Raw genomic sequence first — 26399 nt, forward strand, 5'->3', positions numbered from 1 at the left:
GCGAGTTGCAACCCGATACGACAGGTGCCCCATCGTCTTCTTCTCGGCCATAGCTCTCGCTGCAACCGTCATCTTCTGGCTCTAAAGTTAATGAGTCTGGAGCCTAGGCTGCGGCGCGCGAGGACAGGCGCGCCAGCAACGTGTCGGTGTCGATCACGTCGGCAAACAGCGTCATCATGTTGGCAAGAGCCGCGTTATGTTCGAAATCCGTCAGCGTCGCATTGGCGTCCGCCACATAGATCACCTCATAACCCGACTGCATCGCATCGCGCGCCGTGCTTTCGCAGCAGCAGTTGGACAAGGTGCCAGTGATGATCAGCGTCCTGATCCCGCTCGCCTTCAGCCACTCCGGCAGGCCAGAGGTTCCGGGCGTGAACGCGCTGTAGCGCGTCTTGTCGACGACGAAATCCTCGGGCGCCACGTCCATCCCGGGCCATAGGGGCAGATCCATGCCCGCCGGGCTGAAGCTGTGCATCTGCGTGTCGGCCTCGCGCGCATTCAGGAACCGCTGATAGAAGACCCGCCATTCTAGAGGGTCGTTGGGCAACCAGGCAAAGCGGGTATAGGCCACACGGCCCCCCGCCTGCCGCAGCGCAGCCGAGATGCGGTTCACATTGTCCACGATCTCGCGCGCGATGGGCACCTCCAGCAGCGCTCCGGGCCGCAGGAAGCCCTGCTGCATGTCGATGACGACATGGGCGGTGGTGGTGGGATTCAGCGCAGCGGTGAAACTGCGCGGCCCACGGCGAGCCTGGGCGCGGGCAAGGATATCCTGCGGAACGTCGATCTTGTGCATCGCTCAGACCTCCAACTCCGGGCGACGGGTGTGCCAGTCCGTGACGGTCTGGAAGGCATGACCGGCGCGGAACAGCAGCGCCTCGGACAGGGGCTTGCCCATAAGTTGCAGCCCCATCGGGCCGCCGCGCGCTTCGAACCCGCCCGGCAGGGTCAGCGCCGGATATCCGGTGAGGTCGGCAGGCGCAGTGAACTTCAGCAGGTCGCCCAGATCGGCATTGGCCGGATCAGTCGAGGGCGCGCCTATGGCATTGTCCAGATAGGCCAGTGGCGCACCCAGAACCGGCAGCAGGACCAGGTCCACCCCTGACATGGCCCGTTCGACCATGCCGTTGAAACTCAGCCGCCACTGCATTGCGCGGCCTACTTGATCGGCAGTCAGTGCATGGCCGAGTTGGAGCAGTCCGCCCAGGCTGGGACCATATTCGCTGGCGCGGTCGGGATAGGTGTCCTTGTGGGCAATGGAAACCTCGATCCCGCACAGAGCGGTCCAGTGTTCGGTCAAATTCGGCAGGAAGGGCAACGTCACCGGTACGATTACTGCCCCCAGTGATGTCAGCGCGGCGATGGCATCAACCAGCATTGTCGAGGTTTCCGCCGAGGTGCCGTCCAGAACCGTGGCATCCACCCCGATGCGCATCCCATGGATCGGCGCCGCGATGCCTGCCAAATAGTCCGGTACGGGCGCAGTCAGGGCGGTTGCGTCGTTCGGATCGGCACCGGCAATAACGTTCAGCATCGCGGCGCAGTCGGCAGCAGTGCGCGCCATCGGACCGACATGGTCCAAGCTGTCGGCCAAGGCAAACACACCGTGGCGGCTGACACGGCCCCAAGTGGGCTTCATCCCCGTGATGCCGTTCGCCCCTGAAGGGAACCGGATCGAGCCTCCGGTGTCCGACCCAAGCGCGCCAAAGCACAGCCCCGCCGCCACCGCCACGCCCGATCCAGACGACGACGATCCTGCCCAAAGTTGGCTGTTCCACGGGTTCTTTGGCGTCGGCATATCGGGGTGGTGGCCGGCATAGGCGCCCTCGGTCATGGCCAGCTTGCCCAGCACAATGGCACCTGCCTGCTCCAACCGGGCCGTTACTGTCGCATCACGGCCCGTTGCATTGTCCCGATATATCGCCATTCCTGCAGCGGTTGGTGCAAACGAGGTTTCACACAAGTCCTTCAGCGCGATGGGCACCCCGTGCAGCGGACCACGATGGAGGCCCGCCTGCCGCTCGGCGGTGGCCCGCGCCGCCTTTTCGCGCGCATGATCGGCAAGTACGACCTGATAGCTGTTCAGACTTGGATCAATCCGTAAGATCCTCGTCAGGACTGCCTCCGTGACCTCGGTCGGCGTCGCGGCACCGGTCGCAATGAGGTTGGACACCTGGGTCAGCGACATGTCGGGAATGTCAGCCGTGGCGGTGTAGATCGGGGCATGCGTGTTCATGAGAGCCTCCTGTTGGCAGCTCTAGTCGGATCTTCAATAGTATCGTTTTCAAGTATTTTCTGCTTGGCGGAACGCCACCCGCCGCAGTTTTCGCACATCTGCCTGTGGATCGGGCATCGCCACGGTTCTTTTTCGCTGCTTGGACGGATGTCTTCGTAAACAGGCTCATGGCATGACTACAAAGGCAGCATGCGCATCGGAGTCATCCTGTCACATGGAGGTCTGGCGGGGCTCTGGACGCCCGGCTGCCAAGGAGCGGCCCTTGTGGCAGCAGCCGAGTTGAATGCACGTGGTGGCGTGTTGGGGCAGGAAGTTCAGATCATCCAGCAGGATTCGGGTGAAACCGCCCAAAGCGCGCGCGCTGCCGCTGAAAGACTCGTTCTCGATGAATGTGCTGACGCCGTAATTGGCCTGCAGGCATCGCACCTGCGATCAGCGGTTCGTGACGGGCTGCATGGGTTGGCACCCTATGTCTATACGCCCCAATATGAAGGGGGCTATTGTGGCGCAGGCGTCGCCACGCTTGGCGTTACGGATGCCGAAGTCCTCAATCCAGCTGTCGCCTGGCTGATCGAAAATCGCGGAGTCTCAAGAGTTTTCTTTGCAGGCAACAACTATATCTGGCCTCGGGTGGCGTATGGCACAACCGAGGCTGCGGTACGCCTCGGGGGCGCTCAAATGGTAGGCCATGCACTTCTGCCCCTGCACGAGCGCGATTACGGTCAGATTATGACGGCAATCGCCCGCGCCAGCCCGGATCTCGTCGTGGTCGCGCTGTTGGGTGAGGACGCAGTTGCATTCAATCGGGCCTTCGCCGATGCGGGCTTATCGCATAGAACACTGCGTCTTACCTTGGCGTTTGAAGAAACGCAGCTTTTGGGGGTTTCCCCTGAGAACGCCGATAACCTTTTTGCGACCGCAAGCTATTTCAACGGTACGACAGGTCACGGGAGAGAGCAGTTGCTGGAGGAATATCGACGCAGCTTCGCCGGACGACTGCCGGAGGTCACCACGAACTCTCTGAACTGCTACGATGCGATCCATCTTGTCGCTGGGCTGGCCCACCATGTCGGCCGTGTTGATGGGCATCTGATGGCACGTGCTCTGCGACAGCGGATACCGCGATCCTTTGCCTATCAACTGATTGGCCGGTCCGAGATCAGCGCCCGCGTGGCCTTGGCTGAAGCCGACGGCACCGAATTCCGCGTTCGTCAATGCTGGATGGCTTGATCGAGACAAAGCGGTTTTCTATGGCTAAACTTGTTCACCTTACAATATTTTGGTTTGACAGGAATTCAGGGTATCACATGACCGACGCCGATTTGAGTCAGCAGTTGAGCTATCTAATCGCTCGCGTGAACCGCATAGTGGAAGATGATCTGACTCGCCGCTTGCAGCCAGGAGGCTTCTCGATAGAGCATTTCCGCATATTGAAGGTGCTCGAGCACAAACGGCCTTTGGCAATGGGCGAACTTGCGGCACGTGTCTTGGTCGAACCGGCGACCTTGACGAAGATCATCGACAAAATGGTTTCGGAGGGATTGGTCATCCGCTTACCTGACCCAGCAGACCGCCGTAGGGTTCTGATTTCTCTCAGCCCTGCCGGGGAATGCTCTGCTCTCAATCTTCTAGGGATAAGCAGAGACCACGAGGAGCGTATCGCACAAGGCCTGCCTAAGCGGGATCTTCACCGCATTCGACAGATTTTGTCTGATCTGGCTTGGGACTGGGAGCGGGTCTGATCGAGATGGAAACACGCACTAATTATTCTTCTCCGATAAAATCGGAATTGCCTGCTGAGCTACTTTAGCTGTAAAAGCATCTGGGTTGTTTACCTTCGATCCTGTCGTAGACGTTACCTTACTCAAGACTATAACAATCACCAATGCCCACTTTGAAGGACGCTGCATCGACAACGTCTTCATAGAGCGCCTCTGGCGATCCATGAAGTATGAATGTGAACCGCACCGGTTTTGCCGGCGGCTCCAACTCTTGAGGAGGATGGAGCATTATGAGCAAGCCGACGAGCACGTTTTCCCCTGAGGTCCGCGAGCGTGCGGTGCGGATGGTTCTCGACGGCGCCGGCCCACACGGTTCTCGGTGGCAGGCCATCGTGTCGATCGCCGCGAAGATCGACTGTTCGGCCAATACGCTGAACGACTGGGTCAAGAGGGCCGAGGTCGACAGCGGCCGGCGCGCCGGCGTCTCGACCGATATGGCCGCGAAGCTGAAGGCCTTGGAGCGCGACAACTGCGAACTGCGGCAAGCCAAGGAGATTCTGCGCAAGGCGAGCGGGTATTTTGCGCTGACGGAGTTCGACCGCCGGTCGAAGTGATGGTGTCGTTCATCGATGCGCATCGGGGGGATGCGTGGGGTCGAGCCTATCTGCAGCATGCTGCCGATCGCCCCTTCCCCCTGCTACAGCCATCTGGCGAAGCGGGCCGAGCCCAGATACGCCCACCCCCGAAAACAGCTGCGAGACTCCTTCAATGCCCCGCCCCAACCATCGCAGCCGCAATGCCGAGGCAGACTTCAAGGACGAGAAGCGCTCGAACAAGACCCATGCCTCCATGACCGATCCGGAGGCGCGGCTTTACAAGAAAGCCCCGGCGCGGGTGCCGTGCTCTGCTTCATGGGTGGAGGAGGGTCAGAAAACGGTCCAGTGGACCGTTTTCCCGACGATGGCCTTGATGGAGAACCGCCACGGGCTGATCGTTCAGGGCGACCTGACCCAAGCCGACGGCCATGCCGAGCGGAAGGCCTCGCTGGACATGTTGCATCGTCATTCTTCAGGCTCGACCCGGAAGCTGACGCTGGGCGCTGACAAGGCCTATGATGCAGCAGGCTTCGTGGCCGATCTGCGCCGGTCCTGCGCCCCCCATGTCGCCCCAAAAGCGCGGAATTCGGCAATCGACGGACGCACCACACGGCACAAAGGGTATGCCCTGTCGATCAAGCATCGAAAGCGGATCGAGGAGCCCTTTGGATGGGCCAAGACCGTCGGCGGCATAGCCCAGACCGTCCATCGCGGCATTGAGCGGGTGAGGTCCCGCTTCATCCTGACAATGGCCGCCAACAACTTGGCCCGACTGCCCCGGCTGTTGGGGGCGTAACCACCGGACGGGGCATCAGGCACCTATAAGGCAACCATGCCCTCCAGTGCCGAAGGACCCGGCCATGATCCTCATCGGCCGCCAAGACGGGAAACAGTTCTTGTTCTCCGACTATTTCAGCGGCCTGTTAGATGTCGAAGGCCAAGGGACCGTACATGATGAGCCCCGGCTGCGACACCTCGGCCGCCTGCATCATCCGGGCCAGCCCGTCCACGGTCGTGCGGACCAGCCGCTGATCGGGGTGGCCCACGGATTGCGCGAACAGCGCTGGCGTGTCGCCGGGCAGGCCATGGGCGCGCAGTCCGGCGGCCAGTTCGGGAAAGCTGCGCTGGCCCATGAAGACCACCGTCGTGACCGCCGGATCGGCGATGGCCGCCCAGTTGATGTCGCCCGGCAACTGCCCGGTCACGTCGGCGCCGGTGATGAACTGCACGCGCCGCGCGGTCAGCCGCCGGGTCAGCGGGATCCCCGCCGCCGCCGCCGCCGCGCTGGCCGAGGTGACGCCGGGCACGATCTCGAACGGGATGCCCGCCGCCGCCAGGGCCGCCAGTTCCTCCTCCAGCCGGCCGAAGACCCCGGCATCGCCCGATTTCAGCCGCACCACCCGAAGCCCGGCGCGGGCATGTTCGACCAGCAGCGCATTGACGTGATCCTGCCGGGCCGAGGGGCGGCCCGCGCGCTTGCCCACCGCGATCAGTTCGGCCTGGGGACTGGCATGGTCCAGCACCGGGCCGGATGCCAGGTCGTCGTACAGCACCACCTGGGCCTCGGCCAGGCGGCGCACGGCCTTGAGCGTCAGCAGTTCGGGATCGCCCGGCCCGGCAGAGACCAGGGACACGAAACCGGGATTGGCGGCGGGATCAGGCAACGGGGCGGCTTTCGTCCGGGATTGTCTCGCTATACCACCCATGCCGGGCCAGGCAATCCGAGGCAGCGAAAGTTTTTGCCGCCGCGATCCGGGTTCCGCGACCTGAACGAAAGATGTGCCATGACCGTCATCTGCTGGTTTCGCCGCGTGCTGCGCCTGGACGACCACCCCGCGCTGGCCGCCGCCGCGCAAGAGGGGCCGGTGATCCCCCTGGTGATCCTGGACCCGGCCGAGGCCCGCGCCCATCCCGCCTCGGCCCAGCGGCAGGCGATGGCGCTGCCCGATCTGGACGCCGCCCTGCGCCGGCAGGGCAGCCGGCTGATCGTCCGGCGGGGCGATCCGGCGGCGGTGCTGGCCCAGGTGATCCGCGACAGCGACGCCCGCGCGGTCCATGCGACGGAAGGGCTGCCCTTTGCCCGGAACGACGGGCTGGGCGCGGCGGTGGAACGGGCGGGGGCACGGCTGCATCTGCACCCGCTGGCGGATCTGGTCCCGCGCGGCAGCGTGCTGACGGGCGGCGGCACGCGCTTCAAGGTCTTTACCCCCTTCTGGCGCGCGCTGCGCAGAACGCCGATCGACGATCCCCTGCCCGTGCCGCGCCTGTCGGCGCCTGATGCCTGGCCCGGCTGCGACGGGCTGGACTGGCCGGAAGCGCGCGCGGCGATGGACCGGGGTTGGGATGTGGTGGCCCGCCATGTCCAGGCCGGAGAGAGCGCCGCCCAGGACCGGCTGGACGCCTTCCTGGACCGGGTGGACGCGCGCTATGCCCAGCGCCGCGACGTTCCGGCGGAGGAGGACGCGACCTCGGGTCTGTCGGATGCCCTGGCGGTGGGAGAGGTCAGCGCCCGGCGGCTGTGGCACAAGGCGCTGAACGCCCAGGCTCACGGGCGGGGCGGGATCGAGGATCTGCTGCGCGAACTGGCCTGGCGCGAATTCGCGCGAGAGTTGTTCGACGCCGTCCCCGACCTGAACCGGACCTGCTGGCGGCCGGAATGGAACGATTTCTCATGGCGCGGCGACAATGCCCAAGCCGAGGCCTGGCGGCAGGGCCGCACCGGCGTCCCGATGGTCGATGCGGGAATGCGGGAACTGTTCGCGACCGGGCGGATGCACAACCGGGTGCGGATGATCGCCGCCAGCTTCCTGGTCAAGCATCTGATGACCGACTGGCGCGTCGGGCTGGACTGGTTCGCCCGCTGCCTGACCGATTGGGATGCGGCCAGCAATGCGGTGAACTGGCAATGGGTGGCGGGCTGCGGGCCGGACGCCTCGCCCTTCTTCCGGGTGTTCAACCCCGACACGCAGGCCGCGAAATTCGACCGCCAGCGGCGCTATCGGGATGCCTGGCTGGACCCGAAGGCCCCAGGCGCGCGGGATTTCGCGGCGGCCGCGCCCCGGTCCTGGGTTCTGGATCCGGATCCCGCGCCGCTGGTCGACCTGGACCGAGGCAGGCAGCGCGCCCTGGACGCCTATGCCGCGTTCCGGCGATAGGACGCGACGGCGCGCCAGGCCAGCAGCGCCGCCGCCAGGGCGGCCAGTGCCAGGACCGGCGGATTGGCGGGCGACAGGTTCGCGGCGATGATCCCGATCAAGGCCCAGATCACACCCGCCGGATAGGCCCATTCCCCCGGCCTGCGGCCGTGGACCAGCAGGGCAGCGACCGTCACGGCGATCAGGCACAGGATCGCCGCCGCCTGTTCGGACAGGATGCCGAAGCCGCCCAGAACCATCCCGAAAGACGCGCCCGTCGCCGCCGTCAGCCATCCGGCATACAGCGCGACTGGCCGCAGCTGCCAGACCGGATCCCGATGCCCGGCACGCAGGAAGGCCAGCAGCGCGGGCACCAGCATCGCCACGATCAGCACCGTGGCGCCGATGGGGGTACGATGCGCGGTTTCGACCCAGAAGGCGCCAAGCGCCAGGCTGACCAGCAGCGCGGGCCGCATCGGCTGCCAGTCGGGATCGGCTGCGCGTTTCCAGGCGCCAAAGGCCGAACCGGCGATCAGCCAGGCATAGATCAGCCCCCAGATAGAGAACGCCCATCCGGCGGGCTGGATTGGCGGATCGGCCTGCGGGATGGGGAACTGGTCGGGGCGATAGCCGCCAAACCCGTTCGACAGCATGGGCGAGACGGCAAAGGCCAGGGCGGCCAGCAGGACAAGGATCGGAAGGATGGTGCGCATGAATCTCACCCTATCAGTCTGATCTTCCAACACCAGAGTCCGGGCGGCGTTCCCTTCATCGTCGCCATGCCTCCGCCAACGCAGGATGCCCTTACGTCATCCTGAAAAAAAGCACTAATTTGTGCAGCATTAACCGGACCTTCACAAGAATCAGCGAATCGTCCCTTATCACGTACATAGATTGGCAAAGACACAGACCCATGCGCCGAATAATGACAGCGGACACGCTCCACGACTATCTCTCATCCGCCCACATGACGGTCATGCTGTGCCGCGCCCATGCGGAACAGTATGACCTCAGCGCCGAACAGATCGCCGACGCGAAGTGGCGGATCGAACTGCATATCGCTGAACTGGAAGGGCTTTCCAAGGATCTCGCCTTGCGCAAGACGGACCGGGCGATCAGGCCTGCGGACAACATCATCCGGTTTCCGGTCACAGCGGCATAGGCCGGGAACACGCCCGATCCAGATCCTCGGGCGTGTTGATGTTGAAGAACGGATCTTCGGGGTCGGCCTCCCAGACCGCAGTCGCCGCCCCATGGGAAGCCGCGAAGGCGCGCACGCGTCGCTGGCCCGACGCCAGGGCCGCGCGCAGGTCGTCGCGCAATGCCGTGGGCCACAGGCCAAAGGTCGGATGGGCGATCACCTGATCCCTGGCCGCACGGCAGGCGGCCAGCACGATGCCGTCCCCGGCCTGGGTCAGCCGCAGGGCCAGATCCGCCGGGAAGAACGGCGTGTCCCCCGCCACCGACAGGATCCGGTCGGCCCCCAGCCCCGCAGCCCAGTCCATCCCCGCCAGGATCCCCGCCAGCGGCCCCGGACGATCCGGCAGGCTGTCGGCAACGACCGGCAGGCCGAACGCGGCGAAGCGGGCCGGATCGCCGTTCGCGTTCAGCGCCAGCGGGCCGCATTGCGGGGCCAGACGGTCGACGATCCGCGCCAGGATCGGCCTGCCGTCCAGATCCAGCAGACATTTGTCGCCGCCGCCCATCCGGGTCGCACGGCCTCCGGCAAGGATGATGGCGGGGGGCGGGGTCATCAGGCGGTTGTCCCGCCTTCCTGGCGGCAAGGCAAGCCCTTCAGGCCACGGCCCCCTGCGGCAGCAGCCAGACGCCCCGGTCCGGCGCATGGCGCACCCGCAGCGCGCAGCCATAGGCCTGCGACAGCAGCGGGTCGGTCAGCACCCTGTCGGGCGCCCCCTGGGCCAGCGCGCGGCCACCCTGCATCAACAGGACGTGATCGGCGAACATCGCGGTCAGGTTCAGGTCGTGCATCACCGCCACCACGCCGCCGCCCTGCCGGGCATAATCCCGGGCCAGCCGCATCACGGTCAGCTGATGGGCGATGTCCAGACTGCTGACGGGTTCGTCCAGCAACAGCCAGCGGGGACCGTCCGACCCGACGGGGTGCCAGACCTGCACCATCGCGCGGGCCAGCTGCACCCGCTGCTGTTCGCCCCCCGACAGGTGCTGATACAGTCGCCCGGCATGGCCCGGCAGGCCCACCCGCAGCAGCGCGGCGCGGATCAACGCGTCCTGATCGGCGGGCGCGCCGGAATAAGCGGTCAGGCCGATGCGCACGATCTCGGCCACCGAGAACGGAAAGCTCAGCGCGCTGTGCTGGGGCAGGACGGCGCGGCGAAGGGCCAGGGCGTCGGGGGCCATCCCGGCGATGTCGGCGCCGTTCAGCGTGACGGCGCCCGCCTGGGGCGCAATCTCGCCCGTCAGGCAGCGCAGCAGCGTGGTCTTGCCCGATCCGTTTGGGCCGATGATCGCGGTCAGGCGGCCCGGCTCGGCCCGCAGGCCAACGCCGTGCAGGACCGTCGCGCGGCCCAGACGGGCCTGGATGTCGCGGGCGATCAGCGTCACAGGTCCACCACCCGGCGGTTGGACAGCAGCACCCACAGGAAGAACGGCCCGCCGATCATCGCGGTGACGATGCCGATGGGCAGTTCGGCGGGCGCGATCACCGTGCGGCTGATCATGTCGGCGCAGATCAGGCCGGATGCGCCCAGCAGGCCGGAATTGACCAGCAGCCAGCGGTGGTCCGGCCCCGTCGCCAGCCGCAGCAGATGCGGCACGACGATGCCCACGAAGCCGATCCCGCCCGAGATGGCGACCGAGGCGCCGGTGGCGCCCGCCGTGATCAGGATCGCCAGGGCCTTGATCCGCTGGACGGGGATTCCGACATGGGCGGCCGCGGCCTCGCCCAGGGCCAGGCCGTTCAGGCCCCGCGCCAGGAACGGCGCGACGATCAGCGCGGCGGCGATCAGGGGACCGGCGGCGGCGAGCTTGGTCCAGCTTGCGCCCGCCAGCGATCCCAACCCCCAGAAGGTCAGGTCGCGCAACTGTTGGTCGTTCGCCTTATAGACGATCAGCCCCGACAGCGCGCCGATCATGGCGGCCATGGCGATCCCGGCCAGCAGCATCGTCGCGATCGAGGTGCGCCCCTGCCGCGTGGCGATGCCGTAAAGGATCAGCATCGACAGCCAGCCGCCCGCGAAGGCCGCCAGCGGCACCAGGTGCCAGCCCGCAAGGGCGGCCAGCGACGGCGGCAGCAGACCGCCCAGCACGATCGCCGCGATGGCCCCCAGCGAGGCGCCGGAACTGACCCCCAGAAGGCCCGGATCGGCCAGCGGGTTGCGGAACAGCCCCTGCATCACCGCGCCCGACACCGCCAGCCCGGCGCCGACCAGGATGCCCGTCGCCAGGCGCGGCAGGCGGATGTCCAGCAGCACCACCCGGTCGGTCAGCGCGATCTCTCGGCCCGCCAGCCAGTCGGCCAGCACCTGCGGGGCCGACACGCCCGATGCGCCATGGCCCAGCGACACCATCGCGACCACCGCCAGCAGCAGCGTCAGCACCACCGCCAGGGCGCGCCCCAGGTGGCGGCGGTCGCCCTCAAGCCGTTCGCGGGGTGGGTCAAGCGCCACCATCGGGCGCCCCATAGATGGCGTCGTGCAGATCCAGCGCGGCCTGCCCGGTGCGCGGCCCGAAGCCCAGAAGATACAGCCCGTCCATGCGGATCACCCGGCCCGCCTTGCCCGCCGGAGTGGACGCGATCGCGGGCATGGCCAGCAGTTCTGCGTCAGGCGCGTCGTGGTCGCTGTCCCCGCCCCGGTTCATCATCAGGATCACGTCGGGCGCGGCGGCGGTGATCGCCTCGGGGGTCAGCGGCTTGTATCCCTGGAACCCCTGAACGGCGTTCTCCGCGCCCGCCAGGTGGATGATCGCCTCGGCCCCGCTGCCCTGGCCGCCCGCCATGACGCGGCCGCCTTGCAGGGACAGGATGAACAGCACGCGCCGCTTGTCGATGTCCTGCGTTACGGCGGCCAGCCTGTCCAGATCGGCCTTCAGCGCGGCGGCGGGACCGTCGGCCGCCTGCGGCACGCCCAAGGCCTGGGCCACGGCGCGGATCCTGGCGACCAGCCCGTCGGCATCGGTGCCCGACGGGATCGTCTCGAAGGGGATCCCGGCCTGGGCCAGCACCGCGACGGTTTCGGGCGGGCCTGCCCCCTCTTCGGCCAGGATCAGGTCGGGATCGACCGACAGCACGCCTTCGGGCGACAGCGCGCGGACATAGCCCACGTCCGGCAGCGCCTGGGCCTGTTCCGGGAAGGTCGAGGTCGTGTCGCGCCCGACCAGCCGGTGCTGCTGGCCCAGGGCATAGACGATTTCCGTCACCGACCCGCCGATGGACAGGACGCGCCCCGCGTCGGGATGGGGATCGGCCAGCACGGGGGCCGCCGCGAGCAGCAGGCCAAGCGTCAGAACCCGGATCATGCCGCATCTCCGCCGGGCAGCGCGCCCGCCAGCCGCGCCCAGGCGTCGGGATCGCCGCCCTTGTCGGCGCGCATCCCGAAGCACTGGAAGATCAGCTCTCCCGAGGCGGCGAAGGCTTCGACCGACAGGGCGCTGCCGCGCCGGGTGGGCTTGTCCACCAGCCAGACCTCGGCCACATGATCGGCGCGCAGGTGCAGGTCGAAGCGGGGGTCCAGCACGTTCAGCCACGGACCCATGGTCTTGACGTTCTGGAACGTGCCCGAATGGATCTGGATGCAGCCCATGTTGCCCACGAACAGCATCACCTGCCGGCCCTGCGCCTGGATCGCGTCGAACATCCGCACCACCGCAGCGACGGCCAGCGGCCGGGCATGGGGCGCGCCGACCGTGCGATAGGCGCCCAGCCGGTTCATCTTCAGCCGCCGCAGCAGGGTGTTGAACTGATGCGTGTCGGTCATCTGCGCCCATTCGGCCCGCAGCGCGTCGGCCCGGTCGGGATTGGCGCGCGCGCCTTCCGCCGCCGCGCGGGGGACGAAATCCGACAGCCCTTCGCCGTCGGGCAGCGCCAGATCGCGGCGCAGCGCGTCCCAGGCGTCCAGATCCGATCCAGCGCGCAGATGCACCTTGTGAACTGCGTCGCCCGCCGCGTCGAAGACCTGGATCGACCTGCGCGGACCATCGGGCGAAGGCGCCTCGAGACAGAAGGCATGGACCCAATGGCGAGGGAACAGGCGCAGGTCGATTTCGGGATCCAGCGTCATCGCGGCGTGATCGCCGTCGTGGAAATCGTTATAGGTGCCGATTTTCTCGATCACGCAGGAGATGTTGCGGGTCAGGGCCATCACCTCGCCCAGCGACCGCACCGCCGGGATCAGCCGCGACGGGGCGGGGACGATCCGCGTGGCACCATGGCCCAGCTCCGCCTCGACCAGGGCGGCCTCGGGCAGGCCAAGCTGGGCGGCCAGATCGAACGGCCGCACCGTGGCGTCGCGTTTCAGCGCCCGCAGGCGCGCGGGGGTCAGGTCGTTCATGGGGGCCTCTTCATGCAACGGCTTTCGCGGCATCTGGCGCAGGCTGGACGCAATTCTTGACACGATTAGTCGGAAACCCTAGCGGACGCAAGACGCCCCCGACCCTGGCCGTCGGGATCCGCCACGAGGACCGCCCTGCCGCCGCGACCGGAGCCTGTTCATGAGACATGACCCTTTGCCCCCCTTCCAGACCGAAGCCGCGCTGCCCGAGCTTCCCTTTGCCACGGTCGATGCCCTGATCCGGGCCGAGGCCGCCGAACAGGGGCTGGACCTGCATGTCGGGCATGGCCGGTCAACCTGGTGCAAGCTGCCGGGGGGCGACGAATTCGGCGCCAGGATGGGTCCGACGGGCAGCATCCTTTATATCCGCGCCCATGCCCGCGACCGCCTGCACGAACTGCTGGAGGCGGTGGACCATCATCTGGCCCAGCACCTGCCGGGCCTGCGGCCTGCCTGGTCGTCGCTGGACGAACCGGGCACGCATCCGCCGAATTTCAGCCTGGCGCGGGTGGCGGGCGTCACCCGGATCGCCGCCGATTTCCTGCGGCTGCGGCTGGAAGGCGGCGACCTGGCCCGCTTCGCCCACGACCTGATTCATTTCCGCCTGGTGTTGCAGCCCCCCGGCGCGCCGGCGTCCGCATGGCCGGCGATCGGCCCGGATGGCCGCACCGTCTGGCCCAAGGGGGCAGCGGCGCTGCATCGTCCCGCTTATACCGTGCGCCATATCGACCCCGGCGCGGGCTGGATGGAAACCGACATCTTCGTCCACGATGGCGGGCGAACCTGCGGATTTGCCGCGGCGGCGGCGGCGGGCACGGCGGTCGGGCTGACCGGGCCCGGCGGCGGCGTCCTGGCGCAGGGGCGCAGCCTGCTGCTGGGCGGAGACGAGACCGCCTATCCGGCCCTCGCCCGCGCCATCGAGGCCGCAGGCCCGGACACGACCGGCGAATGCCACCTGTTCGGCGTCCGGGCGGATTACCCCCTGCCCCGGCATCCGGGGATCCGCGTCAGCCATGCCCCCGGCGGAGAGGCGGCCCTGGCCGACCGGCTGCGGCGGGAAGGCACCGACGCCGACCGGATCTGGCTGGCCACCGAACGGTCGCGGCTGGCGCCGCTGAAGGCGGCCATCGCCGACGACCTGGGAATCGGGACGGCGCGCGCCCATCTGGCCGCCTATTGGAGCGCGTGACGCTTTATGAATCTGAATAGTTGACAATTTTACATGGCTGTTTGATACCCGGCCCAATGCGTGGGGCGGCGATGGCCGCGACCCGCGCCCGTCCGATCCCTCCGCCCCCGCGGATCAAGAAGCCAGGAACGCCATGACCTACCTGCCGCAGCCCCGCCTCGGCGCAGCCCTTGCCCTGACGCTCACCTGCCTGCTGGCACCTGCGGCCCCGGCGCAGGAGACCGCGCCGGGCCAGACCACGACCCCGGTCCAGGCTCCGGCCCCCGTTCAGGCCCCTGCGCCCGCCCAGGTTCCGGCCCCTGCGGCGCAGCAACCCGCCGCGCCCGCGACGGCTCCGGCGGCGACCGAAGCCGGAGCCGCAGCGCCTGCCGTGCCCTCCGCAGCACCCGTTGCGGGTGCCGCGCCCGCGCCTGCTTCCGAGCCGACAGCTTCGGCGCCCGTCGCCGACGCCCCGGCCGCCGCCGTGCCCGCAGCCACGCCTGCTCCTGCCGCTGAACCCCGTGCGGTGCCCCAGCCAGAGCCGGTCGCGGACTTCCTGCCACAATCCATGCAGGACGCCCTGGCGCCGATCCTGACCCCGCCCGCGCGCGATCCGAACCTGCCGCACGACCTGTCGCCGATGGGGATGTTCTGGGCGGCCGACATCGTGGTCAAGGCGGTGATGATCGGGCTGGCCTTCGCCTCGGTCGTCACCTGGACGGTGCTGGTCGTGAAGGCGCTGGAACTGTGGGGCGCCAGCGCGGCCGTGCAGGGCGGCATCCGCCGCATCCAGCGCGCCGACACGCTTGAGGCCGCCGTCGCCGCCAGCGGCAACCGCCGCGATGCCGTGTCTCGCATGATCCGCCAGGCGGCCGAGGAATACCGCCGGTCGCAGCCCGCCCTGGACGTGGCGGGCGACGGCGGCGTCAAGGAACGCGTCGAATCGCAACTGGACCGGATCGAGGCCGTCGCCGGCCGCCGCATGGGCCGGGGCACCGGCGTGCTGGCGACCATCGGGTCCACCGCGCCCTTCGTGGGGCTGTTCGGCACCGTCTGGGGGATCATGAACAGCTTCATCGGCATTTCCGAAAGCCAGACCACCAACCTGGCCGTGGTGGCCCCCGGCATTGCCGAGGCGCTGCTGGCCACCGCCATCGGCCTGGTCGCGGCGATCCCCGCCGTGGTGATCTACAACGTCTTCGCGCGCGGCATCACCGGTTATCGCCTGCGCCTGGCCAATGCGGCGGCGGGCGTGCGCCAACTGGTCAGCCGCGACCTGGATTTCCGGGGCGTCGCCGCGCCCCGGCCGGGGGTCTAGGCCATGGCGGGCGGGATCCGCGAGTCGGGCGACGATCTGGTCGAGAACCACGAGATCAACGTCACCCCCTTCATCGACGTGATGCTGGTGCTGCTGATCATCTTCATGGTCGCCGCGCCGCTGGCCACGGTGGACGTGAATGTCGACCTGCCGGTCTCGAATGCCACGCCTGCCGAACGCCCGGACCAGCCGGTCTATGTGACCGTGAAGCCCGACCTGACGCTGGCGCTGGACAATACCGACATCACACCGGGCGGGCTGGCCGCGGCCCTGGCCGCCGCGACCCAGGGCGACCGCGAACAGCGCATCTTTCTGCGCGCCGACCGCGAGGTCGCCTATGGCGACCTGATGGAGGTGATGAACACCCTGCGCGACACCGGCTATCTGAAGATCGCGCTTGTGGGGCTTGAATCGGCGCAGGCACCCGCGACGCCCGCCGTTCCCGACGCGGATCCGGCGCTCGCCGCGCCGGAACCGGCCCAATGATGACCAGGCGCGCCAGCCGGGCGATCCGCGAGGCCGCCCTGTGGAGCGGCGCCTCGGCCCTAGTGCTGGCGGTGCATCTGGGCGGCGCGCTGTGGCTGATGCGCCAGGCCGAGGCCGCCGCTCCGCCGGGACTGCCCCAGCCGGTCTTCGTGGATCTGGCCCCCGCCGCCGAGGAGGCGACCGAGGAAGCGGTGGCGCCGACCGAGGAACCAGCAGCCGAGCCGGTCGAGGAAGCCGCCGAGGAGCCTGTGGAGCCGGAACCTGAACCCGAGCCGGAACCCGAGGAAGTGGCCGAGCCGCTGGAACTGCCGCCCTTGCCGGAACTGGCGCCTCTGGACGACATGGCCGAACTGTTCCCGCCCGCGCCGCCGGAACTGGACACCCCGCCCGAGGTGGTGCTGAACAGCTCGGCCCGGCCGCAGCGCCGTCCCGAACGCACGCCGGAGCCCGAACCGCAGCGCGAGCCCGAACCTCGGCGCGAGCCGCGCCGCGAACCACAGCCGCAGCGTCAGGCCGAACCGCGCCAAGAACAGCCTGCCCGGCAGCAGCCGGCGCGGCGGGCCGAGCAAGGCCAGCAGGGCGCCACCGGCAGGACCGGGGCCAGCGCCCAGCAGCGCGCCCGCGACGAGGCGAGCTGGAAGCAGCAGGTTGGGGCCTGCATTCTGCGCTCTGCCTCGCGCGTGTCGGGGGCGCGGGGATCGCGGGGCGTGGTGAATCTGGTGATCGCGCGGAACGGGCGGGTTCAGGCCGCGTCCCTGGGCGGCACGACCGGAAATGCGCGCGTCGACCGGGAAATCGCGCGGGCCATGGGTCGCGCCCGCTGTCCCGCAGCCCCGCCCAGCCTGACGAACGCGTCCTATAATTTCCAGCAGCCGTTCTCGATCCAATAGGATCGGGACGCGCGCGGCGGCGGCGAAGGCGGGGGGCTGTCTGCCCCCCAGCCGCCTTTCAGGCGGCTCCCCCCGAGGATATTTCATCCAGGCAAAGGACCGGCGATCAGCCGAAGACCTGCGGCTGGTCCAGGCGCAGGCGGGCCAGGATCCCCTCGATCCGGCTGAGATGCTGGCGGATGGCGGCGACGGCGGCATCCGCGTCGCGGTGGCGCAGGGCCTCCAGGATCTGGCCATGTTCGGCGAAGGCGGTCTCGCTGCCATAGGAAAGGGACAGATACCGGGCGCGGTCCATATGGCCCTTATTGTCGCGGATCAACGTCCAGACGAATTCCAGCCCGGCAAAGGCGCAGATGTCGTGGTGGAAACAGTCGTCCAGGGCGTGGAACGCTGCGCGGTTCCCCGCCTGGATTTCCTGGGCTTGCAGGTCGATCAGCCGCGCCAGGGCGACAAGGTGGTCCTGGGTCAGGCGCTGCACCGCGACGCGCATGCAGGATTCCTCCAGCGCGGCCCGGATGAAATAGGCCTGCAAGACCGCATCTTCCGAAATCGGCGTGACGATGGTCGCGCGCTGCGGCCGGATCTCGATGAAGCCCAGTTGCGACAGACGATAAAAGGCGTCGCGCACCGGCTGACGCGAGACGCCCATCTGGGCGGCCACCTCGGCCTCGGACAGTTTGGCGCCGGGGGGCAGGGCCAAGGTCACCACCCGGTCATAGAGCAGGTCGAAGACCTGATCCGTGACGCTGCGTGACCGGCCCCCGTCCAGAACCGGAAGATCGACCATGGAAAGCCCGCGCGATGACGCCATCTCGACACTCAGTTGACCATTCTTGAAAACTAGCATATTAGATGGCTAGACGCAAAACAAGCACGACTCGATGGGAGGGAGGATGGGCTTGCTGGACGAGGATCGGCTGTTTCCGCTGGACGGGCGCGCCCGCGACGTGGCGCGCGACCTGTATGCGGGGATTTGCGACCTGCCGATCGTCAGCCCGCACGGCCATACCGACCCCCGCTGGTTCGCCGAGGACCAGCCCTTTCCCGACCCCGCGCAGCTGTTCGTGACGCCGGATCACTACGTCTTTCGGATGCTGGCGTCGCAGGGCGTGGCGCTGACGGACCTGGGCGTGCCGCGCATGGACGGCGGTCCGACCGCGACGGACGGGCGGGCGATCTGGCGGCTGTTCGCAAGCCATTACCACCTGTTCGCGGGCACCCCGTCGCGGCTGTGGCTGGATCACAGTTTTCAGCATGTCTTCGGCATCGACCGCCGCCTGTCGGCAGAAACGGCGGACTGGTATTACGACCATATCGCCGATTGCCTGGCCCGACCCGAATTCCGCCCCCGCGCGCTGTTCAAACGCTTCAACATCGAGGTCATCGCCACGACCGAGGCCGCGACCGACGATCTGCGCTGGCATCGGATGATCCGCGAATCGGGCTGGGACGGCCGCGTCGTCACCGCCTATCGCCCCGATGGTGCCGTGGATCCCGAGATGGCGGGGTTTGCCGACAACGTGGCCTTGCTGGGCCAGCAGACGGGCTTCGACACCGCGACCTGGGGCGGCTATCTGGACGCGCATCGGGCGCGGCGGGCGTTCTTCCAGGATCACGGCGCGACCTCCAGCGACCACGGCCACGCCAGCGCCCGAACCGAGGATCTGCCCCAGGCAGACGCCGCCGCGCTGTTCCAGAAGGCGCTGCGCGGCGCCTGCACCCCCGATGAGGCCGATGCCTTTCGCGGCCAGATGCTGACCGAAATGGCGCGGATGAGCCTGGAGGACGGGCTGGTCCTGCAAATCCATCCCGGCGCCCGGCGCAACCATTCGGATCCGGTGATGGCCCTCCATGGCCGCGACAAGGGCTTCGACATTCCCGGCCGCACCGATTACGTCGCCGCCCTGCGCCCGCTTCTGAACGCGGTGGGGATGCGCCCCGACCTGACGGTGATCCTGTTCACCCTGGACGAGACCGCCTATTCCCGCGAACTGGCGCCGCTGGCCGGGGTCTATCCCTGCCTGCGGCTTGGTCCGCCCTGGTGGTTCCACGACAGCCCCGAGGGGATGCGGCGGTTCCGCGAAATGACCACGGAAACGGCGGGTTTTTTCAACACCGTGGGGTTCAACGACGACACCCGCGCCTTCTGCTCGATCCCTGCGCGCCACGATGTCGCGCGGCGGGTCGATTGCGGATTTCTTGCGACGCTGGTCGCCACCGGACGCCTGCACACCGACGAGGCGCCCGCGCTTGCCCACGAACTGACCTACGGCCTCGCCAAGAAGGCCTACAAACTCTGAGCTTTACCAACGGGAGGATACCATGAAGTTCGTCACCACCACCCTTGCCGTGCTGCTGTGTTCGGCCAGCCTTGCCTCTGCGGCCGATTGCGAGATCACCCTGCGGTCGTCCGACACCCATCCCGACGGCTATCCGACCGTCGAGGGCGTCAAGGCCATGGCCGCCGAGGTCAAGGAAAAATCCGGCGGCCGCATCTGCATCGAGGTGTTCCCGTCGTCCCAGCTGGGCGAGGAAAAGGACACCATCGAGCAGACCCAGTTCGGCGTCATCGACATGGTGCGCGCGTCCTTCGGGTCGTTCAACGACATCGTGCCGGTCACGCAGCTGATGTCGCTGCCCTATCTGTTCCGGTCCGAGGAACACCAGCACGCCGTCATGGACGGTCCCATCGGCGAGGAGATCGCCAAGGCCTTCGAGGAAAAGGATCTGATCGCGCTGGCCTATTACGACGGCGGGGCGCGCAACTTCTATAACTCGCAAAAGCCGATCCAGTCGGTCGAAGACCTGAAGGGCATGAAGTTCCGCGTCATGCAGAACGACGTATTCGTGGACATGATGGCGGCGCTTGGCGCCAATGCCACGCCGATGCCTTACGGCGAGGTCTATTCGTCCATCCAGACCGGCGTCATCGACGGGGCGGAAAACAACTTTCCCAGCTATGACAGTTCCGGCCATGCCGAGGTGGCGAAGTATTTCACCCTGGACCAGCACCTGATGGTCCCGGAATTGGTCGCGGTGTCGAAGATCGCCTGGGACAAGCTGTCGCCCGAGGATCAGGAAATCATGCGCACGGCGGCCAGGAACTCGGCCACGGTGCAGCGCAGGCTGTGGGCCGAACAGGAAAAGGCCAGCGAGGAGAAGGTCGTGGCCGCCGGCGCCGAGGTCATCAAGGACGTGGACAAGACCGCCTTCATCGAGGCGATGGCCCCCGTCTACGAGAAATACGTGACCACGCCCGAGGCGCAGGATCTGGTCAAGCGCATCCAGGAAACCCAGTGACGCCAAGGCCCGCGCCACCCTGCGCGGGCCTTTCCCTTCACGCAATCGAAAGGTGACGCCATGCAAGGCAGCATCGCCGCATTGTCGCGTCTGAACGCCTGGCTGTCGCGGACCAGCCTGTGGCTGGCGGGCCTGGGCCTGGTCGCGATGACCGTGATCGTCTTCGCGCAGGTCTTCATGCGCTATGTGATGAACGACAGCCTGCTGTGGGTCGAACCCGTGGCGATCCTGCTGATGAGCTGGTTCATCTTCCTGGGCAGCGCCGTGGGCGTCCATGAAAGCTTCCACATGGGCTTCGACGTGCTGCTGTTCTTTCTGCCCGACAGCGCCGGGACATGGCTGCGCGCGCTGTCCGACCTGGCGGTGCTGGTCTTCAGCGTCGGCATGGCGGTCTATGGCTGGCAGTTGATGGCCAAGACCTGGGAATCCTCGCTGCCGGTGATCCGGCTGCCGGGCGGATTTACCTATATGCCGCTGTTCGCGGGCGGCGTGCTGATGACGCTGTTCGTTCTGGAACACCTGCTGAACCGGCTGACCGGCCGCATGGTCGAGGCCGAGCCCGACGCCGAAGACATCCTGATGACCGAGGCCTGACATGGAATATCTGATCCTGTTCGGCGTCTTCACCGCCCTGATGCTGATCGGCACGCCGATCGCCTTCTGCCTGGGCATTTCCAGCCTGGCGACCGTGGGCTATCTGGGCCTGCCGCCTCTGGTGGTGTTCCAGCGGCTGTCGGCGGGGATTTCGGTCTTCACGCTGATGGCCATTCCCTTCTTCATCTTCGCGGGCGACCTGATGGTGCGCGGCGGCATCGCGGCGCGGATCGTGCGCTTCGCCGGATCGCTGATCGGCCATGTCCGGGGCGGCCTTGGCCAGGTCAACATCGCCGCATCGACGCTGTTCGGCGGCATTTCCGGGTCGGCGGTGGCCGAGGCCGCGGCGGTCGGCGGCATCATGATCCCGCAGATGAAGGAACGCGGCTATGGCGCGGATTACGCCGTCAACGTGACCTCGATGGCGGCGCTGATCGCGCTGCTTCTTCCGCCCAGCCACAACATGATCATCTATTCGATCTCGGGTGGGGGGCGGATTTCCATCGCCGACCTGTTCACGGCGGGCATCATCCCCGGCCTGCTGCTGGCGGTCGCGCTGTCGATCACGGCCTATGTCGTCGCCCGCCGGCGCGGCTATCCGACCGAGCCGTTTCCCGGCTTCGCCAATGTCCTGCGCTTCCTGATCCAGTCGCTGCCCGGAATGCTGCTGATCGCGATCATCTTCGGCGGCGTCCGGTCGGGCATCTTCACCGCCACCGAAAGTTCCTGCATCTCGGTTCTTTATGCGCTGCTGGTGACGATGGTGGTCTATCGCAGCATGTCCTGGTCCGATTTCGTGCACGCCACCCAGCAGGCCGTGCGGACCACGGCGATGGTGCTGCTGATCATCGGCATGGCGGGGGCCTTCGGCTGGCTGATGGCCTATCTGCACGTGGCGCAGATTTCGCTCAACTGGATGCAGTCGGTTTCGGACAATCCGTTCGTGATCCTGCTGATGATCAACATCGTGCTGCTGGTACTGGGCACCTTCATGGACATGTCGCCGCTGATCATCATCACCACGCCGATCTTCCTGCCGGTGGTCGCGGCCTTCGGTGTCGATCCGGTGCATTTCGGCGTCATCATGATCCTGAACCTGGGCATCGGGCTGAACACGCCGCCGCTTGGCCCGGTGCAGTTCGTCGCCGCCGCCGTGGCGCGGATCTCGATCTGGGAAGCCATGCGCAGCGTCTGGCCCTTCTATGCGGCGGGCCTGATCGTGCTGCTGCTGGTTACCTATGTGCCCGCCCTGTCCCTGTGGCTGCCGGGGGTTTTCAAGTGACCGATCCCGTCCGCACCGTCCTGACCCATGCCCCCGACCTGATGGTCGTCCGCTTCGCCTTCCGGGCGGGCGACCGGGGGGCGCTGCACAGCCACCCGCATGTGCAATCGACCTATGTGCTATCGGGCCGCTACCGCTTCACCGTGGATGGCCGCGATTTCGAGGTCGGGCCGGGCGATGCCTTTGTCATCCCCTCCGGCGCCGAACACGGCTGCACCTGTCTTGAAGCTGGCGAACTGATCGACAGCTTCACCCCCCGCCGCGACGATTTCCTGTGAAAGGCCCTGCCATGACCACCCATGTCGAAACCCGCCACGCGATCCATCCCGATCACGCGAAGCGCATGGACACCGCCGAACTGCGCCAGAACTTCCTGACCGAGGGTCTGTTCGCGGTTGCCGAGATCCGGCTGGTCTATACCCATTACGACCGCTTCGTGCTGGGCGGCGCGGTCCCCAACGGCGCCGACATCACCCTGGACAAGATCGAGGAAACCAAGACCGGCAGCTTCCTGGAACGCCGGGAAATGGGCATCGTCAATATCGGCGAAACAGGCTCGGTCACGGCGGCGGGCCAGACATGGGAGATGAAGAACGGCGATGTCCTTTACCTGGGCATGGGGTCCGGGGCGGTGACGTTCAGCGGCAACGGGCGGTTCTACATGACCTCCTGCCCGGCGCACCGCGCCCTGCCCTGCCGGCTTGTCACCGTGAACGACGCCAAGGAGATGAAGACCGGCGCGGTGGAAACCTCGAACAAGCGCACCATCCGCCAGTTCATCCACCCGCTGGTGATGGAAAGCTGCCAGCTTGTTCTGGGCTATACCACGCTGGAGGACGGGTCGGTCTGGAATACCATTCCCAGCCATGTCCACGACCGGCGGATGGAGGCCTACCTGTATCACGGCATGGCGCCCGAAGCCCGCGTCCTGCACCTGATGGGAGAGCCGCAGGAAACCCGCCACCTGTTCGTCGCCAACGAACAGGCGGTAATCTCTCCGTCCTGGTCGATCCATTCGGGGGCAGGGATCGGCGGCTATACCTTCATCTGGGCGATGGCGGGCGACAACGTGGATTACACCGACATGGACTTCGTGCAGCCGGAGGATCTGCGGTGAACCCGTTCTCGCTGGACGGCAAGGTGGCGCTTGTCACCGGCGCCAATACCGGCATCGGTCAGGCCATCGCCGTGGCCTTGGCCCAGGCGGGGGCCGAGGTCATCGCCGCAGGCCGCCGCGACTGCGACGAGACGCTGGCGCTGATGGGCGGCGGTCGCGGGTTGCGGCTGGATTTCAGCGATCCGATGGCGGCGCGCGATGTCTTTGCATCCGAGCGCATCGACATCCTGGTGAACAACGCAGGGATAATCCGCCGCGCCGATGCGGTCGATTTCAGCGAAGCCGACTGGGACGAGGTGATGGACACGAACCTCAAGGCGCTGTTCTTCACCTGCCAGGCCTTCGCCAGGGCGGCCATGCCGCGCGGACGGGGCAAGATCGTCAACATCGCGTCCCTGCTGTCCTTCCAGGGCGGCATCCGGGTGCCGTCCTATACCGCCTCCAAGCATGGCGTCGCGGGCCTGACCAAGCTGATGGCGAACGAATGGGCGGCGCGGGGGCTGAACGTCAACGCCATCGCGCCCGGCTATATCGAGACGAACAACACAAAGGCCCTGCGCGCCGATCCCGACCGCAGCCGCGCGATCCTGGACCGGATCCCCGCAGGCCGCTGGGGGCGCCCGGAAGACATCGCCCAGACCGCCGTGTTCCTGTCCGCGCCCGCGTCCGACTATATCAACGGCGCGGTCCTGAACGTCGATGGAGGCTGGCTTGCACGTTAGGCTGCACCGCGACCCCGCCACGGCGGGCGGCATCGTCCATCTGGGCCTGGGCGCGTTTTTCCGCGCGCATGGGGCGATCTATGTGGCCCAGGCGGGCGGCTGGGGCATCACCGGCGTGTCGCTGCAATCGCCGGGCACTCGGGACCGGCTGAAACCGCAAGGCTGGGCCTATACGGCGCTTGAACTGGGGCCGGACGGCGAAAAGCCGCAGGTCGTCACGGTCCTGCGCGACGTGCTGGTCGCGCCCGAGGATCCCCAGGCCGTGCTGGACGCCATGGCCTCGCCCGCAACGCATATCGTCAGCCTGACCGTGACGGAAAAGGGGTATTGCCACGAGCCGTCCACGGGCCGCCTGAACCCCGGCCATCCCGACATCCGGCACGACCTGGAAAACCTGCTGCCGCGCTCCGCGCCGGGCTTCCTGGTCCGCGCCTTGGCCCTGCGCCATGCGGCTGGCCTGCCGCCCTTCACGGTGCTGTGCTGCGACAACCTGCCCGAAAACGGCCGGGTGGTGCGCGGCGTGGTTCTGGAACTGGCCCGGCTGATCGACTCGGCCCTGGCCGACTGGATTCGGGCGAAGGGCGCCTTTCCGTCCACCATGGTCGACCGTATCGTGCCCGCAACCACGCCCGCCGATCTGGACCGGCTGGAAGCGGCCACGGGATACCGCGACGAAGCGCCGGTCATGCACGAGTCCTTCCGGCAATGGGTGGTCGAGGACGATTTCTGCGGCCCCCGCCCGCCTTTCGAGACTGTCGGCGTGCAGATGGTCGCAGATGTGACGCCATACGAACACATGAAGCTGCGGATGCTGAACGGCACCCATTCCAGCCTCGCCTATCTGGGCTATCTGGCTGGGCACGAAACCATCGCCGACACGATGGCCGATCCGGTTTTCGCCCGCTTCGTGCGCGGCTTGTGGCGGGACGAGATCATCCCGGCGCTGACCCCGCCGCCGGGCGAGGATCTGGCCGCCTATGCCGACGCGCTTGCCGCGCGATACGCCAATCCGGCGATCCGGCACCGGACCTGGCAGATCGCCATGGACGGCAGCCAGAAGCTGCCGCAGCGGATCCTGGGGACCATCGCGGAAAGCCGGGCCGCAGGGCGCGCGGTGCCGGGGCTGACCTTGGCCGTGGCGGCCTGGATGCGCTATGTCTCGGGGTCGGACGAACAGGGCCGCCCCATCGAGGTCAGGGATCCCCTGGCCTCGCGCCTGGCCGATCTGTGGCACGACGATCCGGCGGCGACGGTCAAGGGCTTCCTGGCCCTGGCCGAGGTTTTCCCCCCCACCCTGCGCGACGATCCGGGCTTTGCCGCCGACCTGACGGCGGCGCTGTCGGGGCTGGTCCGGGATGGGGCGCGCAAGATGGCCGCGCAGGCCGTAGCCACGGGTTGAAATCCGCCTGGGCCAAGGCGGGATCAGGGGAGGCGCTGTTCTGACCCACCTTCCTGCTGAACCTGTAAGCTGCGGCGCGACCCTCGCAGCCGACCAGGATCTCGGCCAGGCCAGCACGTCGCGTTCAGCGTCGTCCATCAGCGTGGCGAGCTTCTGCACCTTGGGCCGGAGTTGGTCGGCCACGGCGCGCCACTGGGTGCTGGCGACTTTGGCCGTGTCCTGTGCGAAGGCTGTGGCGATGAAAGCCGAGGCAACGCATCGCCCGCTCTTTCCGGCATGGCCAAGGGGGTTGCGCGGGAAGGGGACGCGGCATCTCGGCAAGGTGGCGCTGAGAACCTTGGAGACGGCAGCCTTGATGCCCTCGGGGGCGTCGCGGATGACCAGCTTCACGCCCCGCATGCCGCGCCGCGTCAGCTTGCGCAGGAGTTCCGTCCAGATCTGCTCGGCCTCCGAGGTGCCGATTTCCAAGCCTAGAGCCTAACCGAACATCGCCGGTGACCACCTCAGCCAGAACCTACATCACGCTCAGGGACAGTATCCAACCCTATCGGCAGCCCTTTAGCGCAGCGCCTCCGTGCGGTCGAAAGCAATCCTGAGTGCGGGTGAGCCATGCATATATGCGGCTTATAGCGGATCAAGCAATAGCGGAACTCAACATGGTCCATAATTCCTCGGTTGATGGGCAGGCGGATCGTGCTACGCTTAATCCGCTGCCGGGCATTCTGGCCTGGAGCATTCGTCAGCGGCTTCGCTTTCGAAGGCCATGCACCAGAGGGCATCTAATGACCGCCGCTCTAGATCCGTGAGAACGGCGGTGAGAAACTAGTCCACGGAAGCGGCGGCATGGAGCTGCTGCGGGCGGCGTAAAAGTCGTCCACCCTTTCCCTTTCTGCGGCAGCAGGGAGGGC

26 protein-coding genes, 4 pseudogenes and 1 other annotated feature are annotated in these 26399 nt (G+C 67.3%); of the genes and pseudogenes, 19 read left to right on the forward strand and 11 right to left on the reverse strand.

Annotated features, from left to right (window positions below; all coding sequences use genetic code 11):
• A pseudogene (locus ACTJI6_RS19820) lies at positions 1 to 85 on the forward strand (IS5/IS1182 family transposase); the annotation flags it as partial.
• An 18-nt stretch (positions 86 to 103) separates the two neighbouring features.
• On the opposite strand, the gene ACTJI6_RS19825 reads toward ACTJI6_RS19820, so the two are convergent.
• Complete coding sequence (locus ACTJI6_RS19825; RefSeq protein WP_440803127.1) at positions 104 to 796, reverse strand: cysteine hydrolase family protein; 693 nt, start codon at positions 794 to 796, stop codon at positions 104 to 106.
• 3 nt (positions 797 to 799) lie between these two features.
• Positions 800 to 2236, reverse strand: coding sequence for an amidase (locus ACTJI6_RS19830; protein WP_440803128.1), 1437 nt, complete (start codon positions 2234 to 2236; stop codon positions 800 to 802).
• 189 nt (positions 2237 to 2425) lie between these two features.
• On the opposite strand from ACTJI6_RS19830, the gene ACTJI6_RS19835 reads away from it, so the two are divergent.
• From ACTJI6_RS19835 to ACTJI6_RS19850, 4 genes and pseudogenes are all read left to right on the forward strand, one after another.
• Positions 2426 to 3466, forward strand: a complete 1041-nt coding sequence (locus tag ACTJI6_RS19835) for an ABC transporter substrate-binding protein (RefSeq protein ID WP_440803129.1) — start codon at positions 2426 to 2428, stop codon at positions 3464 to 3466.
• A 77-nt stretch (positions 3467 to 3543) separates the two neighbouring features.
• Entirely contained in the window at positions 3544 to 3978 is a 435-nt protein-coding gene (locus ACTJI6_RS19840; RefSeq protein ID WP_440803130.1) for a MarR family winged helix-turn-helix transcriptional regulator, read from the forward strand.
• Positions 3979 to 4247: 269 nt separating this feature from the next.
• Positions 4248 to 4682: pseudogene (locus ACTJI6_RS19845) on the forward strand (transposase); the annotation flags it as partial.
• Positions 4529 to 4646, forward strand: a sequence feature (AL1L pseudoknot). Its footprint overlaps the pseudogene before it by 118 nt.
• Positions 4675 to 5349: pseudogene (locus tag ACTJI6_RS19850) on the forward strand (transposase); the annotation flags it as partial. The pseudogenes ACTJI6_RS19845 and ACTJI6_RS19850, both read left to right, overlap by 8 nt.
• A gap of 127 nt (positions 5350 to 5476) precedes the next feature.
• Here ACTJI6_RS19850 and cobA read toward each other — a convergent pair.
• A complete protein-coding gene (gene cobA, locus ACTJI6_RS19855; RefSeq protein WP_440803131.1) occupies positions 5477 to 6217 on the reverse strand; it encodes a uroporphyrinogen-III C-methyltransferase in 741 nt (246 codons plus the stop codon).
• A 120-nt stretch (positions 6218 to 6337) separates the two neighbouring features.
• On the opposite strand from cobA, the gene ACTJI6_RS19860 reads away from it, so the two are divergent.
• Positions 6338 to 7708 carry a cryptochrome/photolyase family protein gene (locus ACTJI6_RS19860; protein WP_440803132.1) on the forward strand — a complete coding sequence of 457 codons (1371 nt, stop codon included), beginning with the start codon at positions 6338 to 6340 and terminating at the stop codon, positions 7706 to 7708.
• On the opposite strand, the gene ACTJI6_RS19865 is transcribed toward ACTJI6_RS19860, so the two are convergent.
• Positions 7687 to 8400: a hypothetical protein gene (locus ACTJI6_RS19865; protein ID WP_440803134.1), complete on the reverse strand. Its 714-nt coding sequence runs from the start codon at positions 8398 to 8400 to the stop codon at positions 7687 to 7689. The two genes, ACTJI6_RS19860 and ACTJI6_RS19865, sit on opposite strands and share 22 nt — an antisense overlap.
• Positions 8401 to 8612: 212 nt before the next feature.
• On the opposite strand from ACTJI6_RS19865, the gene ACTJI6_RS19870 reads away from it, so the two are divergent.
• A complete protein-coding gene (locus ACTJI6_RS19870) occupies positions 8613 to 8849 on the forward strand; it encodes a hypothetical protein (RefSeq protein WP_164555098.1) in 237 nt (78 codons plus the stop codon).
• On the opposite strand, the gene mobA is transcribed toward ACTJI6_RS19870, so the two are convergent.
• From mobA to ACTJI6_RS19895, 5 genes are read right to left on the reverse strand one after another with little or no spacing between them, the layout of a single operon-like run.
• Positions 8836 to 9441: a molybdenum cofactor guanylyltransferase MobA gene (gene mobA / locus ACTJI6_RS19875; RefSeq protein WP_440803136.1), complete on the reverse strand. Its 606-nt coding sequence runs from the start codon at positions 9439 to 9441 to the stop codon at positions 8836 to 8838. The genes ACTJI6_RS19870 and mobA overlap by 14 nt on opposite strands.
• A 40-nt stretch (positions 9442 to 9481) precedes the next feature.
• Complete coding sequence (locus ACTJI6_RS19880) at positions 9482 to 10270, reverse strand: heme ABC transporter ATP-binding protein (protein WP_440803137.1); 789 nt, start codon at positions 10268 to 10270, stop codon at positions 9482 to 9484.
• Positions 10267 to 11337 (reverse strand): FecCD family ABC transporter permease, encoded by a 1071-nt coding sequence (locus tag ACTJI6_RS19885; RefSeq protein ID WP_440803138.1) that lies wholly within the window; start codon positions 11335 to 11337, stop codon positions 10267 to 10269. The genes ACTJI6_RS19880 and ACTJI6_RS19885 overlap by 4 nt, the downstream gene beginning before the upstream one ends.
• A complete protein-coding gene (locus tag ACTJI6_RS19890; protein WP_440803140.1) occupies positions 11324 to 12184 on the reverse strand; it encodes a heme/hemin ABC transporter substrate-binding protein in 861 nt (286 codons plus the stop codon). The genes ACTJI6_RS19885 and ACTJI6_RS19890 overlap by 14 nt, the downstream gene beginning before the upstream one ends.
• Positions 12181 to 13215 (reverse strand): hemin-degrading factor, encoded by a 1035-nt coding sequence (locus ACTJI6_RS19895; protein WP_440803142.1) that lies wholly within the window; start codon positions 13213 to 13215, stop codon positions 12181 to 12183. The genes ACTJI6_RS19890 and ACTJI6_RS19895 overlap by 4 nt, the downstream gene beginning before the upstream one ends.
• 160 nt (positions 13216 to 13375) lie before the next feature.
• On the opposite strand from ACTJI6_RS19895, the gene ACTJI6_RS19900 reads away from it, so the two are divergent.
• From ACTJI6_RS19900 to ACTJI6_RS19915, 4 genes are all read left to right on the forward strand, one after another.
• Positions 13376 to 14404, forward strand: coding sequence for a siderophore-interacting protein (locus tag ACTJI6_RS19900; RefSeq protein ID WP_440803144.1), 1029 nt, complete (start codon positions 13376 to 13378; stop codon positions 14402 to 14404).
• A 133-nt stretch (positions 14405 to 14537) separates the two neighbouring features.
• On the forward strand, positions 14538 to 15701 hold the full coding sequence (gene exbB, locus ACTJI6_RS19905) for a tonB-system energizer ExbB (RefSeq protein ID WP_440803145.1): 1164 nt from the start codon (positions 14538 to 14540) through the stop codon (positions 15699 to 15701).
• 3 nt (positions 15702 to 15704) lie between these two features.
• On the forward strand, positions 15705 to 16187 hold the full coding sequence (gene exbD / locus ACTJI6_RS19910; protein WP_440803147.1) for a TonB system transport protein ExbD: 483 nt from the start codon (positions 15705 to 15707) through the stop codon (positions 16185 to 16187).
• Positions 16184 to 17077 carry an energy transducer TonB gene (locus tag ACTJI6_RS19915; protein WP_440803148.1) on the forward strand — a complete coding sequence of 298 codons (894 nt, stop codon included), beginning with the start codon at positions 16184 to 16186 and terminating at the stop codon, positions 17075 to 17077. Before exbD ends, ACTJI6_RS19915 begins: the two co-directional genes overlap by 4 nt.
• 106 nt (positions 17078 to 17183) lie before the next feature.
• On the opposite strand, the gene ACTJI6_RS19920 is transcribed toward ACTJI6_RS19915, so the two are convergent.
• Positions 17184 to 17888, reverse strand: a complete 705-nt coding sequence (locus ACTJI6_RS19920) for a GntR family transcriptional regulator (RefSeq protein ID WP_440803149.1) — start codon at positions 17886 to 17888, stop codon at positions 17184 to 17186.
• Positions 17889 to 17970: 82 nt separating this feature from the next.
• On the opposite strand from ACTJI6_RS19920, the gene uxaC reads away from it, so the two are divergent.
• Genes uxaC through ACTJI6_RS19960 form a run of 8 tightly spaced genes read left to right on the forward strand, consistent with a single transcriptional unit; the run spans position 17971 to position 25491 of the window.
• Positions 17971 to 19377, forward strand: coding sequence for a glucuronate isomerase (gene uxaC, locus ACTJI6_RS19925; RefSeq protein WP_440803151.1), 1407 nt, complete (start codon positions 17971 to 17973; stop codon positions 19375 to 19377).
• Between the two features lie 22 nt (positions 19378 to 19399).
• Positions 19400 to 20377, forward strand: a complete 978-nt coding sequence (locus ACTJI6_RS19930; protein WP_440803152.1) for a TRAP transporter substrate-binding protein — start codon at positions 19400 to 19402, stop codon at positions 20375 to 20377.
• A gap of 60 nt (positions 20378 to 20437) precedes the next feature.
• Complete coding sequence (locus ACTJI6_RS19935; protein ID WP_440803154.1) at positions 20438 to 20971, forward strand: TRAP transporter small permease; 534 nt, start codon at positions 20438 to 20440, stop codon at positions 20969 to 20971.
• 1 nt (position 20972) lies between these two features.
• On the forward strand, positions 20973 to 22253 hold the full coding sequence (locus tag ACTJI6_RS19940) for a TRAP transporter large permease (protein WP_440803155.1): 1281 nt from the start codon (positions 20973 to 20975) through the stop codon (positions 22251 to 22253).
• Positions 22254 to 22294: 41 nt separating this feature from the next.
• Positions 22295 to 22531 (forward strand): cupin domain-containing protein, encoded by a 237-nt coding sequence (locus ACTJI6_RS19945; protein WP_440803158.1) that lies wholly within the window; start codon positions 22295 to 22297, stop codon positions 22529 to 22531.
• 11 nt (positions 22532 to 22542) lie between these two features.
• On the forward strand, positions 22543 to 23370 hold the full coding sequence (kduI, locus tag ACTJI6_RS19950) for a 5-dehydro-4-deoxy-D-glucuronate isomerase (protein WP_440803156.1): 828 nt from the start codon (positions 22543 to 22545) through the stop codon (positions 23368 to 23370).
• Complete coding sequence (kduD, locus tag ACTJI6_RS19955) at positions 23367 to 24092, forward strand: 2-dehydro-3-deoxy-D-gluconate 5-dehydrogenase KduD (protein WP_440803157.1); 726 nt, start codon at positions 23367 to 23369, stop codon at positions 24090 to 24092. Before kduI ends, kduD begins: the two co-directional genes overlap by 4 nt.
• Position 24093: 1 nt before the next feature.
• Positions 24094 to 25491: a mannitol dehydrogenase family protein gene (locus ACTJI6_RS19960; protein WP_440803159.1), complete on the forward strand. Its 1398-nt coding sequence runs from the start codon at positions 24094 to 24096 to the stop codon at positions 25489 to 25491.
• Positions 25492 to 25596: 105 nt separating this feature from the next.
• Here the strand turns inward: ACTJI6_RS19960 and ACTJI6_RS19965 are convergent.
• Positions 25597 to 25965, reverse strand: a pseudogene (locus tag ACTJI6_RS19965) (transposase); the annotation flags it as partial.
• Positions 25966 to 26399 lie beyond the last annotated feature (434 nt).

Source organism: Paracoccus sp. 22332, from assembly GCF_052045125.1.
Lineage (GTDB): Bacteria > Pseudomonadota > Alphaproteobacteria > Rhodobacterales > Rhodobacteraceae > Paracoccus > Paracoccus haematequi_A.